Genomic DNA, 15,598 nt, shown 5'->3' on the forward strand with positions numbered 1-15,598 from the left:
GGAGGGAGAGGCTGGTCAGGCGTTGCTGGCGGTGGAGTCCGGCGTCTCGCCGAGGGCGCGCATGAGGGCGATCTGCGCCCGGTCCCGCTGAGCGGCGAGCTCCTCGACGGTGCCCCCGCCGAAAGCTTCGTTCGCCTGGTTGACGAGGGTGGCGACGGTGGTGTCGTCGAAGGTGGGGTTGCCCAGGGCCGGCCACATGTTGGCCTCCATGGCACGGCCGAGGTGCTCGATGAAGTGAGGCAGTCCGGCCGGGCCACCACCGAGGTGGAAGGTGCGGAAGGGTCCGCCGACCGCCCAGCGCAGACCGATGGAGGAGGTGACGATGTCGTCGAGCTCCTGCTCGGTCACCACGCCCTGGGCCACGAGGTAGACGCACTCGCGGAAGATCGCGGACTGCAGACGGTTGGCGACGAAGCCCGGGATCTCCTTGCGCAGGACCTGCGGCTTCTTGCCGAGCGCGGCATAGAACGCCTTGGCCTGGCGGACGGTGGCCTCGGAGGTCTTCTCGCCGGGCACGATCTCCACCAGCGGCACGAGGTGCGGCGGGTTGAAGGGGTGACCCACGATCAGGCGCTCGGGGTGCGCCATCGTCTGGGCGATGGCGGTCGCCGGGATGCTGGAGGTCGAGGTCGCCAGCAGCGCGTGGGCCGGAGCGTTCTGCTCGATGGTCTGCCAGATCTGCTGCTTGAGCTCGAGGCGCTCGGGGCCGTTCTCCTGGACGATGTCGACGCCGGAGACGGCGGAGGCGAGATCGGCCTCGAAGGTGAGCCCGTCGGCGAGGTTCTCGGTGGGCAGACCTAGCTCGGCCAGGGCGGGGGTGATCTCGTCGAGGCCCGCCAGTACGAGGTCCTCGATGTCGCTGCGGGGGTCGTTGATGACGACCTCGATGCCGCGGGCGAGGAAGAGGCCGGCCCAGGAGATGCCGATCACGCCGCCGCCGATGATCGCGGCGCGCTTGTAGGAACCCGGCGCGGGCTCAGAGGTGGGGGTCATGGTTCGAGCCTTTCTCGAGGAATACGAGGTGGTGAGGGTTGTCCGGTCGCCGCTGGATCAGGCGGCGAGGTAGTCGTAGACGGGCTTGACCGGGTTGAGCGTCAGGTCGGTGACGATGTGACTGGCGCTGACGACCTCGAGGACGGGCAGGTCCGAGAGCGGAGCCATCACGTGAGCGAAGAGCTCCAGGCGGGCGGGGCCGGTGAAGGCGCTCTTGACAGTGACGTCGGTGACCTGAGTGCGGACGAGATCGCACACCCGCAGGCTTCCGTCATAGTTCGGCACCGTCTTGATCATGAAGTTCGGCGAGCAGATCTCCGCACGGGCCTCGTCGAGGTCCATGGCATGGTGCTTGTAGCCCATCGTGGCGGTGGCCACCCGCAGGGTGCCGTAGTCGAGCGTGCCGACCAACGTGTCCGAGTCCACGTAGAGGGAGGGGGAGCCGGACTTCTTCGGGTACGCGCTGTATTCGCGGCCGCTGGAGATCGCCGGGACGCTGTCGACGTACATAGCGAGGTTGAACTCACCCGCCTCGCCCTCGTGCTCGACGGCGACGAGCTGGCCTGCCTCGGTGTAGTCGCCCAGGCCGGTGACGTCGGGCATGCGCATGATCTCGAATCGGACCAAGGGGTTGGTCACCGTCAGCGGTTCGGGAACCAGCCGGCGCAGCGCGTCGGGGTCGGTGCGGTAGTAGATGTTGAGGTACTCGCGATTGGTGAACTGGTACCTGGTGGGCGCATAGGCGGGGGCATCCACGGGGGTGGTGAAGAGCCGGGCGACATCCTGCTTCTGCATAAAAGCCTCCTGGGGAGAAGCGCGCCACGCAGAGGGCGGGGCGGGGTATCTGTCGTGGTCCGCGCAGATACGCGCAGACCTCTCCCGAATCGGTTTTTCGGGGTGAAGGGCGCTTCGTGCTGAGCACCCACAACTCAGTGGACACCCTGCGCTGTGGGTCTGTCCAATATATAGTTGAGTCATGACCGATATGATTGACGATATTCACCTGACCAAGCGCCTGCTGGAGCAGTTCCTGACGGTCGCGGACGAGAAGCACTTCGGCCGCGCCGCGGAACGCCTGTCCATGAGCCAGCCGCCGCTGAGCCAGTCGATCCAGCGTCTGGAGCGGGGGCTGGGGGTGCGTCTGTTCGAGCGCGGGTCGGGCGGGGTGTCGTTGACCGCGGCCGGCGAGACGTTCGCCGCGGACGCGCAGCGTCTGCTCGATGCCCAGTCCGCGGCCATCGAGCGCGCGCGCCGGGTGGCCGGCGGCCTGGCCGGTGATGTCCGGGTGGGATACGTCAGCATTCTCAGCCACCACTACCTGCCGCGTCTGCTGCGGGCGGCCGCCGAGGAGCTGCCCGGCCTGCGTGTACACCTCCACCAGGACTCGGCGGCAGCCCTCGCCGAGCTGGTCCGATCCGGCACCCTGGATCTGGGATTCCTCCGCGACCCTTCACCGCTCTCGGCGGACCTGGTCAGCCGCGGCTTCGCCGTCGAACGCATCGCTGCGGCGGTGCCGCATGACCACCCGCTGGCCGGCGCCGCCGAAATCGCGCTGGGCGACTTGAGTGAAGAGGACTTCGTCCTGCCCGATCCCGCAGTGCTGCCGGCCCTGGCCCATCAAGTGCAACTGGCTTGTCACGAAGCGGGGTTCACTCCGCGCAGTCGTGCCGTGTCCGACGACCTGACCGGGCTGTTCAGTTACGTCGCCTCCGGACTCTGTGTCAGCCTCCTGCCCGAGCGGCTGCGTGACTTCCGTGTCCCCGAAGTCACCTTCGTGCCTCTAAGGGGGGACTCGCCCTATCTGGAGACCTCCCTGGTGGCGGTGCACCGGCCGGAAGCGGACGCGGCCGTCCTGCGCCTGCTGGAGCTGATCACCCGCCACATGGCCTCGTGACCGGCCCGTGTTCCGCTCGTCACGGGGCGCGTGATGCCTTCACTCGCTGGCCGGCGCCGGACTGGCGGTGCGACACCCTTGCGGCCCGTGTGGGACGCAGCACCCACGGGAGTACGAGCCACAGCGCGACGAAGACCGATGTCGTCATGATCGTGATGCAGATGCCGGCGAGACGCCCCAGTACGAAGGTCGTGACGAGCAGGATCGCGCCGTTGAGGGCCAGAGCCAACAGCACAAATCCGATCTCTGCCATGAGCGCCGCGATGGGGACGATGCGGGGACTGGATCCGTCGTGGCCCATCCGGCGATGCAGCGCGATGGGAGTGGCGATGAGCGCTGTAGTGATGACTGTCAGAACGAGGGTCGCGACGTAGACACCGAGCTCGACATCGTCCAAATTCGTGAAACGACCGCTGAAAGCGAGGCCGAGGAGAAAAGCGAAAAGGATCTGCACGCCCGTTTGCACCGCGCGCAGCTCTTGAAGGAGTTCCGCAACGCTGAGGCTCTCCCGTTCCCGCGCCTTTTCGCGACGCTGGGCCTGGAGCTGGTGGCGAATTTGCATGGGTCTCCCAGCGCGTGCGAGGGACGGGCTCCGCCGTCTTCGCCAGACTAGAGCGTCAGTCCTCGGACGGCACATGCTGCGCGCTCATCGAGGTGCGGCAGAGGTGGGGGGCCAGTTCATCGAGTCCAGGACCCCCAATGAATAGGCGCGGGCGACCAGCGCAGCCTTCCCGCGCACGCCCCAGCGCTGAGACAGTCGTGCCAGGTGATAATTGACCCCGTCCGATGTCAGGCCGACCGTCTTGGCGATGCGCGCGGTCGTTTCTCCGGCCGCCGTCGAAGCGAGAATCCGCGCTTCGAGAGCGCTCACCCGCGCGTACTCGGCCGCCTCCGCGGCAGGTGACTCGCCGCGTTCACCCCCGACCCTCAACAGCAGCATCAGTGCCAGCGGCGCGTCCGGGCTATCACTTACCGGGTCGATGTCCATCTCGCCGTACCGCTCGACACCGTTCGAGGTCAGCCAGGTCACCTCGACGGGGTACCGGGCCCGGCGACGCAGCCGCACGGCTTCCGCGATCGGCTGGAGCAGGGTGCCGGCGCGGGGACGGAAGAAGTCCAGGGCGTTGTGCCCGACCATCTGTCCCGAGAACATCCCCCACTCCGCGGCCATCGCGGGGTTCGCCAGGAAAATCACGCCATCGCCGTCGCAGAAGGCGACCGGGAACGACAGATGGTCCAGCAGCATGAGGGCGCGGTTACGCCATGTGATCGCAAGCTGTCGCCAGGCTTCCGCTGCCGGGGAATCGCTCGGGGGGCCGCTCGCTTGGAGATCCATCCGGAGCTCCTCCGGTCATGTGCCGTTCGTCCAACGCGCTCCTCTGCCGACTTCGCAAGCATGTCGCCAGATGCCGCACTACACAAATGTTTAGCACTGTGGAGGTCCCCGCCTCTCCAGCGGGGTCACTGTGGAGCAGGCCGCTGAAATCGAGATATGAAGACCCGGCTCAGGGCCGTTTTCCCGTCGACAGATGCCGCTCGCGGGGCCGTGTCCCCGTGCAGTTCACGTGGACTGGGCGACGCCGCGCGGAGGTGGGCCTGGCAGGCGCCGTGAAAGCTCTCTTACGGCGCCGCCGCCGGAGCCTCCGGCGCCGGGCGGCCTTGCTGTTTCGCCTCGATGCAGGCGAACCGGGCGACTGCGACCCTGGTGGAGCGGGCCAGCGCCTCGCGCAGCAACGTGTAGGGCTTGGCTGCCACGCCGCCGTCTGCGGCGAGGTAGTAGCCAGCGCCGCCGAGTCGGATCGGGTCCACGGCGCTGGTCGGCAAGAAGGCGACGATCTCGATCGCGCGGGCCATCGGCAGCGGCAGATCACGCAGATCCTGGTCGGTGACGGGGACCAGGCGGCCATCGGGCATCTCGTAGGCACGACCTGCCTCGGCCCCATGTACCTCTCGGTTCTCCCGCTCGCATACCTTGCGGTAACCGTCTGGGGCATGGGCTACCTCCGCTGCTGCCCCGAGCCTCTCCAGCGTAGGTCTAGCACCGGCGGCCCAGCGATCCGGGCTGAGTGACTCCATCGGGAGCTGGCCGTTGAGCCGGGCATGGGACGGGCGGGCACGGCGCGCTTTTCGGGCGCCGCGGAAGGGGCACGCGGGCGGAACACCGCTCCCGCACGGAGGGAAGTACCACGATGGCCGAGTACGAACGTTCCCGCACGATGCACGCGCGGCCCGAGCAGGTCTTCGACCAGGCCGCCGACGTCGGCCAGCTCGACACCTGGATCCCCGACGCCGTGCACGTCGAGGCGGCGGACCTCCCTGCCGTGACCGTGCACGAGGACCGCTCCGGCCAGGACGTGCCCGCGCTCCTGCGCTCGGAGCGGGACCAGATGCGGCTGGAGTGGGGCACCCGGGAGGAGGGCGCCTACGCCGGCTGGCTCCAGGTGTCCGGCATCGACAGCGGCCCCAGCGAGGTGATCGTGCACTTGTCCTTCTTCGACGAGGCGCACGACCCGGGCGAGCAGGCGGTCGGCGAGGCGCTGGACGGCAGCCTGCGGCGGCTGGAGGAGCGGGTGCGGTCCCGGTCCGGGGACGCGGCGGGCTGACCGCCCCGCCGGGGGCCGGGCAACAAGACGTCGTACTCCTACGACGGCCGGGGCAACCTCAGCAAGACCACACCCCCCTCGCCCCTGGGCGCCACCACCTACACCTACGACGTGCTCGGCCGCCCGGCCGCCGTCCTCGACGGACGCGGCGTCACCACCACGTACACCTACGACGACCACGACCGCGTCACCAAGGTCGCCACCTCAGGCGGCAGCGGAAACCTCACCGTCGGCTACACCTACGACCACGACGGCAACCTGCTCACCCAGACCGATGCCTCCGGCACCCTCACCTACACCTACGACGGACTCGGCCGGGAAGCCACCCGCGCCCTCGCCGACGGCGCGGTCTACAGCCAGGGCTACGACCCGGCCGGCAACCTCAAGACGCTCACCGACCCCAACGGCACCACCACCTACGGCTACGACGCGGCCAACCACCTCACCTCGCTGAAGGACCCAGCAGGCGCGACCACGACCTTCACCTACGACGAGGACGGCAACCGCACAGCCACCAAACTCCCCGGCGGCACCACGCAAAGCGCCCAATGGGACAACGCCGACCGCCCCACCCAGATCAAGGCGACCACCCCGACCGCGACGCTGTACACCTACAACTACAGCTACAAGCTCGCGGACGGCACCGACACCGATCAGATCCAGACCCGCACCGACCCGGGCGCCGACAAGACGATCTCCTACACCTACGACAGCCAGTCCCGCCTGAGCTACACCCAGGAGAACGCCGGCTCGACGAAGAACGCGTCCTGGCTGTACTGCTACGACAAGGCCGGCAACATCACCGCCACCTCGGGGTCCGCATCGTCGTGCTCCGCGAGCAGCGGCCTGACCAGCTACACCTACAACGCGGCCAGCCAGATCACCGGCATGAACGGCGACACCACTGGCTGGTCGTACGACAAGAACGGCAACGAACTCTCCGCCGCAGGACAACTCCCGCGCACCGGTGAGACGTACAACGACTTCAACCAGCTCACCGCCCTCACCACTGGCGGCACCACCAGCCGCTACACCTACGCCGGCACCGACAGCTCCAACCGCCTCACCGCCGGCTCCACCCGCATCGACCAGGGCCCCGCGGGCATCTCCACCACCACCGCCGACGGCAAGAGCACCGGATTCGTCCGCGATCCCGCGGGCACACTGATCGGCATGACCAGCGGCGGCACCCCGTACTACTACGTCACCGACGACCAAGGCGCCCCATCCGCCCTCGTGGACAACTCCGGCGCCAAGCAGGGCCGGTGGGACTACAGCCCCACCGGCGGCGCCCGTGCCGGCAACAACAGCCTCGTCGACCAGCCCTTTGGGCACACGGGCGCCTATCTCGACAGCACAGGCCTGTACAAGATGGGCACCCGCTACTACGACCCCACTCTGGGCCGCTTCACCCAGCCCGACCCCTCCGGCAAGGAGACCAATGCCTACCTCTACGCCACCGGCAATCCCGTGAACGCCATCGACCCGACCGGCACAAGCACCCTCGGTTGTATAGCTGGAGGCGTCTGGATCGTCGGCGGGGTCCTCAGCGTCGCCGGAGGTATCGCCGGAGCGGTGGGCAGTGGTGGGCTGGGCACTCCCGCATCCGTGGCAGCCATCGGAGGCGGTATCGGCTTGGTCGGCACAGGACTCGGCTTCATAGATGCGTGCACATCATGATGACGGGCAGGAGACAGAAGCTGCCTGTACGGCTCATCCAGATCGGCGTCGCACTAGGTCTGATCGGCGTGGTGTTGTTCGTGATCGACATCCTCATCCGTGGCTGATGCCCAATCAGCTTGACCACCGCGTCCCGACTCGTCGGGCAGCCGACTGCTAGGGCCGGCCCGGCCGAACAGAAGGCGATCGCGCCCGCTCACAACCAGCAGGCGCGATCCCCTTGCCGTAGGCGCCAGTGCCTTCGACCCCGACGGCGAGCACATCACCGTGCGAGCGCAGCCACTCCAACAGGCGCCGGTAGCCGTCGGGAGTGGTGGGGAACGGTGCGGGGGCAAGGTGCCGGCCGATGGAGTCGATCACCGGAGGTCGGCGTCGCTGAGCGGGATGATGAGGTCTTTGGTGAACTGGTAGCCCTTGCCGATCTCGGCCTGGCTGACCTCGCGGCCCTCCGATTCGCACACCTTGCGGTTCCGGACGCGACCGCCGTCCGCGGTGTGGACCCGGTGGAAGTGGACCGAGTGGTCCTCGGTGGCGGAGACGACCTTGATCGGTACCGTGACCAGGCCAAACGATATGGCGCCGCTCCACACGGTTCGGGGCATGCCAGCCTCCAGAAGGGCCCCGAGAAGCTCCAGCCTACGGGCGCCCCATAGGGCCCTCGTCCAGCATGTGGGAGGCGACTTCGGCAGCATGTCGGCAACGAGATCGGTGGAGATCTCCACGCTGATGATCACGTCCAGGTCTGCGACGAGAAGGGCCTGCGGGAGATGATTCGCCGAGGACAGCCCATCGCCAGGCTGTCGAAGCCTCCCAGAGCGAGAACCTCGAACTGCGACGCCGCCCCGGCCCCCGGCAACCCACCCGTCCCGCGACGTCCTGAGGGTGAGCTTCTGCCGAAGGCCGGCGTCAGTGGGGTGCCGCGACCGCAGGGCCCAAGGCCCGCCCGACCTCGGCGGCCGGAAACGGCGTCCGCTTGGTCTTCGTGAGCAGTCGATGGGCGAACTCGCCGAAGATCACGGCAGCTCGGGAGTGCCGGTTGAGGATCGAGGCAATCTCGCCTGGGACGCCATCGGGCCGGTGGCCTGTGTCCCACTCCCGCAGGAATGCCTCGTGTTCCATCCCGCCACGCAGGCCATCGGGCAGGTGATGGCGGAGCAAATGACTCACGGTGTGGCAGCGGTCATACGCGAGGTGCTCGGAGAGGAACTCCGCCTCGGTGACTGACAGTTCGAAGTCGGAACTCAGGGCGAGTCCGAAGTCCGCGAAGTACAACATCTGTCCGTCGGTCAGGACATTGGCGAAGTGTGCGTCGAAGTGAACGAGTCCGTGCGAGCTCATGAAGGCGGTGCCGCGCGCCAGGGCTTGCTCCACCCACGGGTACGGCGAGCTCTCCCCGCCCTCCGGCGCGGCGGTCCGGTAGTCATGCAGCCAGCCGCCGAGTGTCTGCGGGACGTGTTCCAGGAAGAGAACCAGGCTGGACGAAGACCGGCCGATGGCCTCCAGCCGCTCACGCACGGCCGATGATCTCTCCCAGTGCGCGACTGCCCCGTCGATGCCCCCGAACTCGTCGGCGACCCCTTCAGGAGGGGAGTCGGGCAGAATGCGCCAGTGGTACATCAGCGGGAAACCCTCGTACTCATTCCCGAGGACCCAATTGGTGGTCATGACATGCACGGCCAGCTCTCGCCAAGCCCCGAACCCCGCTGAGCCCACCCCATACTGGTAGAACATCGGCAGTTGGAAGACGTTCGCCGTTGACCGCACATTCTCCGGCCGCAACTCGGTGTCCGTCAGAGGCACCCGCTTGACGAACACCCGCCTGCCGTCGATGTCCAGCTCCGCCGACCTGCCACCGATACCGGATCCGAGCGGGTCGGCGGCAGCGACGACCTCACCGAGCCGACGGTCACTCAGCAGGGACAAGCGCGTGGCCACGGTCCCATACGTGGCAAGCCGAACGGCATATCGCGGGTCCGGATGGTGCATCGACGACCTCTCAGTGCCCAAAACCAGGGCCTCGGCGCTCTCGCGGACCTGGTCGAGCCTATCCGCGGTCGGCGCGGAGCCGGAGCGGCCGATGCCCGTGCCGGGGATTCGGTTCGAGTACGGCCCCGGGATCAGTGGACCAGACGTCAAGGGCTGGTCCACTTGGGCTGAAGGCCGGGCAAGAACCCTGTCATCCACCGCAAACGGCAGGATGCGCACCATGAGCGACGCAGCGGCAACCATCTTCACTGCTATAGCGGGCGGACTGTTCGCCCTCGCAGTGGCATACATCGGCTACAGGGCCGGCCAGCGGCAGACCACCGACCAGGCCACCGTCGAACACGGTCAATGGTACGCGGGCAACGCCAGCAGGCCTACCTGGCATTCGTAGACACCTGGGACACCACGGTGGACACCCTCCAGCGCCTGCAACAGTCGTGGGAATCGCGAGTATGTGAGTACCAGCAGGGTGACCGGCTCGACGACCCGACTGAGGAACCACGCCGTCTGCTGGAAGAGGCACGGCGTGCGGTCCTGAGGGATCTCGAACGCGTGGAGTTGTTGGGGCCCTCAGCGGATCGACGTTGCGGTACGGGCGCTGGAGGACGCCTTTCGGGAGATGAGGGACGTGATGGCAACTCAAATGGCAACCGGCGCGACCTGCCCGCACTGGGATGAGTGGAACCCGGTGACAGCCCGGGCCAACACGGCACGGTTCGACTTCCACGCGGCGGCGATCCGAACGTTGCGGCAGCCGCCGAGCCCGGAAGGGGAGAGTGAGGGCCTGGAGGAGTAGTCGCCACCGTTTGCAGCTGGTGACAGGGTTCCTACCGACACCCGGCGTTCGGCTCCTGACGCGGGCGGGCCCGGTCGTCACCTGGGGCGCCGGGCGCACTTCTCGGCGCGGGCCGTCCGGCATCGACCCGCAGGCACAAGCGCCGACGTCCTTCGGCGGTCAGTGGTGCGTTCCCATATCCCCTGTTCGTCGCGCTCCTGGACTCGGTGGCCGCGTTCATCGGCAGCCCTGGGATCTCAAGGCTCAGGAGTGAGCGGCTGTGTGTGACGTCAGCGTGCGAACTTTGCGATGGCCTCCGGGGTGACGGGGGTGAAGAAGTTGACGAGGTTGCCGTCAGGGTCGCGGAACAGCAGCGAACGGTTGCCCCAGGGCATCGTGGTGGGCTCGTTGACGAAGTCGGTGACGAAGGCGGTCAGGTTGTTGTAAGTGCTGTCCACGTCGTCGACGAGGAACTCAATGATCAGGCCGTTGCTGTCCGCCGGGCGACCAGAGCCCGGGGCAAACAGCGCGACAGTGCGGGTGCTGCCGATCGCGAGCGTGGCGCCCGCGGTCTTGAGTTCGGCGAAGTCTTCGTTGGCCCACGTCGCCTGCGCCCCTGTGGCGCGCTCGTAGAACTCAACGAGGCGTGCGACGTCGCTTGTGATGATGCGGATCGAGATGAAGTCCATGGGAATCCCCTTCGCTGTGCTGGAGGCGTACACGTCGCAGGTTAGGAGAAATAGTGGACAGGATCGGTCCTGTATTCGAGTTAGGCTGCGAACATGCCCCGACCCACCGGCCGCGTGCTGACACTCCTGGAGCTGCTGCAGTCGGGCGGCACTCGGACCGTGGCCGAACTGGCCGACCGTCTCGGCGTCGAAGGGCGCACTGTGCGGCGGTACGTGCACCAGTTGATTGACCTGGACGTGCCCGTGGAGTCGGTGCGCGGCCGCTACGGCGGCTACCGACTGGCTCCCGGGTACCGCCTCCCTCCGCTCATGCTCAGCGACGACGAGGCGCTGGCCGTGCTGCTCGGTCTGGTCGCGGGCCGCCGGGCAGGGCTGACGACGACGGAGCGGACGGCAAACGAGACGGCGTCGGCGAAGATCCGGCGGGTGCTGCCCAAGCACATCGCCCGTCGGCTCGACACCCTCTTGGAAGCTCTCGCCTTCACGGATCAGTCCGGCGAGTTCGACACCCCGGACGCCGGGGTCCTGCTCACCATCGCCGATGCCGTGCGCCACCGCCGACCGGCCTCGATCCGCTACACCGACCGGGACGGACGGCGCAGCGAACGCACACTGCACGCCTACGCGATCGTCGCCCATGCGGGCCGCTGGTACGTCACGGGCAAGGACGCCCAGATCGGTGAGGACCGAACCTTCCGGCTCGACCGCATCGCAGAGGCGAGAACCCTGCCCGGCTCATTCGAAGCGCCCGTGGGTCCCGGTCCAGCACAGCGCGTATTGTCAGGATTCGCCACAGCCGAGTACCGGCACGAGGTGATCTTGCGGATCCACGGGACAGTTGAGCAGATCCGCGCGCGCCTCCCCGCCAGCGTCGCGAGCATCGAGGATCACAAGCCCGCGGCCGGCCAGGATCCGGCGGCCGAGCACTGGCTGCGCGTCCAGCTGCGGGCCGAGCGGCTCGACTGGTTGCCGCCAGTACTCACCTCACTCGACCGGCCGTTCGTCATCGAGCGCCCCGCTGAACTGCGCGACCTCGTCATCGCGCTCGCCGATCGCCTCACGTCCTACGCCGGCCAAGCCTGACAGCGAGGAACCATTGTCATGAGACGGCACCTCTGGGGCGTGTGCCGAATCGGGCGTTGTGCGCCTCGGATGCCGAGGTCATCGGCAGGTGCATCGAGCAGTACCGGCAGGCTGAGGCTCGGAGCGCGGAGGCTCGGGGGAAGCTGTTCGAGCCGGCACGGTCGGTCCTGCTGTCGGCGCCCGCGCCTGGCGGCCAGTGACCCTGCGGCCTGCGGCCGGCGTAAACGGGTGGCTACTTCGCCGGCTTCCGCGTCGACGTCAAGTGGCAGGAAACCATCTACCAGTAGGCTGGCATGAAGGTACGACGTACAGGCGCGGCGATCGCGGTCCTTCCCTGCCTCGTCCTGCTCGGCATCTCCGCCCTGGCGGCATGCGGACCGGACGAGGGCGCCGAGCTCGGCTCCGACCAGCTCACGTGCGTCTGGCAGGGTACCGGGGGCGGCACGGTGAGGTTCGGGGCCGACGGACGGTTCGAGATGTCCGGCATCCCGCGCAGCGCCGTCGTCTTCAGCTTCAGCGACCCCCCGCCGGGCGACGGACGTATGTCCGGCGGGGGCGAGTGGGAACTCGCCGGCGGCGACGGCACGCCGCATTCTCTAGTGCGTCCCGAACTGCTGAGCGCCGACGGGACGGCTCCCCGGGTGAACACCAGCGGACGCGACGCCTCGCCTCAGTCCACCGGCCAGGTGTGCACCGGGGCGTTGAGGTGCATGTAGTCGATGTACAGCTCCGTCATCCGGCGCAGCGCCTCGTGCCGGCTGGTGTGCGTGGTGTCCTCCAGCTTGCGTACCGTCTCCTTCTGCCACACCGCGCCGTTGCGGGCCGTGACACACCGCTGCTCGATGATGCCGAGCAGCGGCTCCCGCCACGCCGCGTCCATGCCGGACAGCTCCAGACCCCGGTGCGCCAGCGGCAGCAGCCGCCGCAGTACCAGTTCCGGCACCGGCACCTCGCCCATGCCGGGCCAGTACAGCAGCGCCTCGATGCCGTGCCGGGCGGCGGTGTGCAGGTTCTCCTCCGCCGCCGAGAACGACATCCGCGACCACACCGGCCGGTCCTCCTCCACCAGGGCCCGCGTCAGCCCGTAGTAGAAGGCACCGTTGGCGAGGGTGTCCGCGACCGTCGGGCCCGCCGGGAGCACCCGGTTCTCCACCCGGACGTGCGGCCGGCCGGCGGCCACCGCGTACACCGGGCGGTTCCAGCGGTAGATCGTGCCGTTGTGCAGGGTCAGCTCGGCCAATTCCGGGATGTCGCCGCGGTCCAGCGTCTCCGCCGGGTCCTGCTCGTCGCACAGCGGCAGCAGGGCGGGGAAATACCGCAGGTTCTCCTCGAACAGGTCGAAGACGCTGGTGATCCACCGCTCCCCGAACCACACCCTCGGCCGCACCCCCTGCACCTTGATCTCCTCGGGCCGGGTGTCCGTCGCCTGCTCGAACAGCGGGATACGGGTCTCGTGCCACAGCTCCTTGCCGAACAGGAACGGCGAGTTCGCCGCGAGTGCCACCTGCACCCCCGCGATGGCCTGCGCCGCGTTCCAGTAGCCCGCGAAGTCCTCGGGGGAGACCTGGAGATGGAACTGGGTGCTGGTGCAGGCCGCCTCCGGGGTGATCGAGTCCGCGTAGGAGCGCAGCCGGTCCACGCCGTCCACCTCGATGCGCAGATCCTCGCCCCGCGCCGCGAACACCTGGTCGTTGAGCAGCCGGTAGCGCGGGTTCTCCGAGAGCGCGGCCACCCCGATGTCCGCCTGGCGCAGCGTGGGCAGGATGCCGACCATCACCAGCCGCGCCCCGACCGTACGGGCCCGGTCCTCGGCATGGTTGAGCGCCGCCCGGATCTCCACCTCCCAGGCGTCCGGACCACCCGCCGTCAGCCGGCGCGGCGGCACGTTGATCTCCAGGTTGAACCGGCCCAGCTCGGTCGACCAGGAGGGGTCCGCGATGGCCTCCAGCACATCGCTGTTGCGCATCGCGGGCTCGGCGTCGGCGCCCACGAGGTTCAGCTCGATCTCCAGCCCGACCCGGGGCCGGTCACTGTCGAACCGCGACTCGCGCAGCATCTGGGCGAACGCGTCGAGGCACTCCTGCATCTTGATGCGGTACCGGCGGCGGTCCTCGCGGGTGAAGACGAGCGCCGGGACGTCCCGTCCCATCGGCCCTCCTGGATTCCCTCCTCCAACACCTGTGCACCCCAGCCTCGCATCACCCACCGCACCCCACCACGCGGCGGCGCTACGGGTGGTCGACCACTCGCGCGAGCAGCAGGGCCACGTCGTCGTGGTCGTCGGGGTGGCGCAGGCCGTGCACCAGCCGGTCGCAGACCTCCTCCAGCGAGGGGCCGGGCTCGCCCAGCAGGGACAGCAGCGTCTCCAGCCGGTCGTCGATGGCGTGCTGCCGGGTCTCCACCAGTCCGTCCGTGTACAGCACCAGCAGATCGCCGGGCTCCATCGGGACGGTGACCGCCTCGAACGGGATCCCGCCCACCCCGAGCGGCGCGGCGGGCGGCAGGCCCAGGAACTCCGGGGGCCGGCCGGGCCGGACCAGGGCGGGCGGCAGATGCCCGGCGTTGGCGACCGTGCACCGGTTGGTGGCGGGGTCGTACACCGCGTACAGACAGGTGACGATGTAGTGCTCCAGGTCGCAGGTGATCCGGTCCAGATGGCGCAGCACCGCACCCGGGGCCAGGTCCAGGTCGGCGTAGGCGCAGGTCGCGGTGCGCAGCCGGCCCATGGTGGCGGCCGCGTCGATGCCGTTGCCCATCACGTCGCCGACCACGAGGGCGGTCCGGTCGTCGGCCAGCGGGATCACGTCGTACCAGTCGCCGCCCACCTCGCTGGTGGCCTGCGCGGGCTCGTAGCGGGAGGCCACCTCCAGGCCGGTGTGGCGGAGGGAGTGGTCGGGCAGCAGGCTGCGCTGCAGCGTGAGCGCGGTGTTGCGCACGCTCTGGAACCAGCGCGCATTGTCGATCGCCACCCCGGCCCGGCCCGCTATCTCGGCCGCCAGCACCACGTCGTCCTCGTCGAAGGGCAGCGGGTTGAGGGTCCGCTTCAGGTCCAGCGCGCCCAGCACCTCGCCGTGCGCGATCAGCGGCACCGCCAGGTACGAGTGCACGCCCGCCTCCGCGAGCAGCGCCTCGCCGTCCGCGTCCCGCGCGATCCGCGGCAGGTCGGCTGCCTGCACGTGCGGGACCAGCACCGGGCGCCCGGTGTGCACGCACAGCGTCACCAGCCGGTCCCCGGCGTAGGCGGCCAGGTCGCCCGGCGGGTCGGCGGCGCGGGTCGCCACGGTCTGGTGGGCCGCCTTCAGGGCGAGCGCCCGGAACAGCTCGGGTCCGTGCTCCGGGCGGCTCGTCCGGCGGCAGGCCAGCGCGGAGTCCAGCACGTCCACCGCGACCACGTCAGCCAGCACCGGTGCCGCCACCTCGGCCAGCTCGCGGGCGGTGCGCTCCACCTCCAGGGTGGTGCCGATCCGCGCGGAGGCGTCCGCGATGACCGCCAGCCGTCTGCGCGCCCGGTCCGCCTCCGCGGCGGCCTGGTGCCGCTCGGTGACGTCCACGACGGAGGCGGCCGCTCCCAGTACCCGGCCGCTGGAGTCCTCCAGCCGGTAGAAGGACAGTGACCAGGCGTGCTGCTGTCCGGGATCGTTGCGCGGCCGGCCCACGTGGTACTGGTCCAGCAGCGGCATGCCGGTGGTGAGGACCTGGCGCAGCGCCGACTCCACGGTCTCCATGTCCGTCAGCGGCAGCGTCTCGCGCAGGCTCCGGCCCACGTGCTCGGCGGCCGGCACGCCGTCGATCCGCTCCAGCGCCGGGTTGACCAGCAGATACTTCAGGTCCGGGTCCAGCAGGGCGAGCCCGATGGGGGACTGGTAGATCAGCCGCTCGCACAGCGCGAGGTCGG

13 protein-coding genes and 3 pseudogenes are annotated in these 15,598 nt (G+C 69.0%); 6 read left to right on the forward strand and 10 right to left on the reverse strand.

Annotated features, from left to right (window positions below; all coding sequences use genetic code 11):
- Window positions 1-15: 15 nt before the first annotated feature.
- Window positions 16-993 carry a 3-hydroxyacyl-CoA dehydrogenase NAD-binding domain-containing protein gene (locus CCN33_RS14345; protein ID WP_086694018.1) on the reverse strand — a complete coding sequence of 326 codons (978 nt, stop codon included), beginning with the start codon at window positions 991-993 and terminating at the stop codon, window positions 16-18.
- Window positions 994-1,050: 57 nt separating this feature from the next.
- Complete coding sequence (locus CCN33_RS14350; RefSeq protein ID WP_086694019.1) at window positions 1,051-1,788, reverse strand: acetoacetate decarboxylase; 738 nt, start codon at window positions 1,786-1,788, stop codon at window positions 1,051-1,053.
- Between the two features lie 181 nt (window positions 1,789-1,969).
- Here CCN33_RS14350 and CCN33_RS14355 point away from each other — a divergent pair, with 181 nt between their 5' ends.
- A complete protein-coding gene (locus CCN33_RS14355) occupies window positions 1,970-2,887 on the forward strand; it encodes a LysR family transcriptional regulator (protein ID WP_244173806.1) in 918 nt (305 codons plus the stop codon).
- A 19-nt stretch (window positions 2,888-2,906) separates the two neighbouring features.
- Here CCN33_RS14355 and CCN33_RS14360 read toward each other — a convergent pair whose 3' ends face one another.
- From CCN33_RS14360 to CCN33_RS14370, 3 genes and pseudogenes are all read right to left on the reverse strand, one after another.
- On the reverse strand, window positions 2,907-3,449 hold the full coding sequence (locus CCN33_RS14360) for a DUF6328 family protein (RefSeq protein WP_086694020.1): 543 nt from the start codon (window positions 3,447-3,449) through the stop codon (window positions 2,907-2,909).
- 84 nt (window positions 3,450-3,533) lie between these two features.
- Window positions 3,534-4,133, reverse strand: a complete 600-nt coding sequence (locus CCN33_RS14365) for a PAS domain-containing protein (protein WP_244173807.1) — start codon at window positions 4,131-4,133, stop codon at window positions 3,534-3,536.
- 434 nt (window positions 4,134-4,567) lie between these two features.
- Window positions 4,568-4,882: pseudogene (locus CCN33_RS14370) on the reverse strand (Ku protein); the annotation flags it as partial.
- Window positions 4,883-5,076: 194 nt separating this feature from the next.
- On the opposite strand from CCN33_RS14370, the gene CCN33_RS14375 reads away from it, so the two are divergent.
- From CCN33_RS14375 to CCN33_RS33930, 3 genes and pseudogenes are all read left to right on the forward strand, one after another.
- Window positions 5,077-5,490 carry an SRPBCC family protein gene (locus CCN33_RS14375; RefSeq protein WP_086694023.1) on the forward strand — a complete coding sequence of 138 codons (414 nt, stop codon included), beginning with the start codon at window positions 5,077-5,079 and terminating at the stop codon, window positions 5,488-5,490.
- A 33-nt stretch (window positions 5,491-5,523) separates the two neighbouring features.
- Window positions 5,524-5,820 (forward strand): annotated as a pseudogene (locus CCN33_RS33925) (hypothetical protein); the annotation flags it as partial.
- Window positions 5,821-6,378: 558 nt separating this feature from the next.
- Window positions 6,379-7,170, forward strand: a complete 792-nt coding sequence (locus CCN33_RS33930) for an RHS repeat-associated core domain-containing protein (protein ID WP_483027241.1) — start codon at window positions 6,379-6,381, stop codon at window positions 7,168-7,170.
- Window positions 7,171-7,529: 359 nt separating this feature from the next.
- Here the strand turns inward: CCN33_RS33930 and CCN33_RS14390 are convergent.
- The 3 genes and pseudogenes from CCN33_RS14390 to CCN33_RS14400 form a co-directional block, all read right to left on the reverse strand.
- Window positions 7,530-7,772 (reverse strand): annotated as a pseudogene (locus CCN33_RS14390) (Ku protein); the annotation flags it as partial.
- Window positions 7,773-8,076: 304 nt separating this feature from the next.
- A complete protein-coding gene (locus CCN33_RS14395) occupies window positions 8,077-9,156 on the reverse strand; it encodes a protein kinase family protein (RefSeq protein WP_086694034.1) in 1,080 nt (359 codons plus the stop codon).
- Window positions 9,157-10,221: 1,065 nt separating this feature from the next.
- A complete protein-coding gene (locus tag CCN33_RS14400) occupies window positions 10,222-10,620 on the reverse strand; it encodes a VOC family protein (protein ID WP_086694027.1) in 399 nt (132 codons plus the stop codon).
- Between the two features lie 93 nt (window positions 10,621-10,713).
- Between CCN33_RS14400 and CCN33_RS14405 the strand changes: the two genes are divergently transcribed.
- Window positions 10,714-11,703, forward strand: a complete 990-nt coding sequence (locus tag CCN33_RS14405) for a helix-turn-helix transcriptional regulator (RefSeq protein ID WP_086694028.1) — start codon at window positions 10,714-10,716, stop codon at window positions 11,701-11,703.
- A 293-nt stretch (window positions 11,704-11,996) separates the two neighbouring features.
- Window positions 11,997-12,419, forward strand: a complete 423-nt coding sequence (locus CCN33_RS14410) for a hypothetical protein (protein ID WP_086694029.1) — start codon at window positions 11,997-11,999, stop codon at window positions 12,417-12,419.
- Here CCN33_RS14410 and CCN33_RS14415 read toward each other — a convergent pair.
- Together CCN33_RS14415 and CCN33_RS14420 are read right to left on the reverse strand one after the other, a co-directional pair.
- Window positions 12,374-13,852 (reverse strand): glutamate-cysteine ligase family protein, encoded by a 1,479-nt coding sequence (locus tag CCN33_RS14415; protein ID WP_086694030.1) that lies wholly within the window; start codon window positions 13,850-13,852, stop codon window positions 12,374-12,376. The two genes, CCN33_RS14410 and CCN33_RS14415, sit on opposite strands and share 46 nt — an antisense overlap.
- 79 nt (window positions 13,853-13,931) lie before the next feature.
- The coding region (locus tag CCN33_RS14420) for a SpoIIE family protein phosphatase (RefSeq protein ID WP_086694031.1) at window positions 13,932-15,598 on the reverse strand (1,667 nt) is incomplete at its 5' end.

Source organism: Streptomyces recifensis, assembly GCF_002154615.1.
In the GTDB taxonomy this organism is placed as follows: Bacteria; Actinomycetota; Actinomycetes; order Streptomycetales; family Streptomycetaceae; genus Streptomyces; species Streptomyces griseoluteus.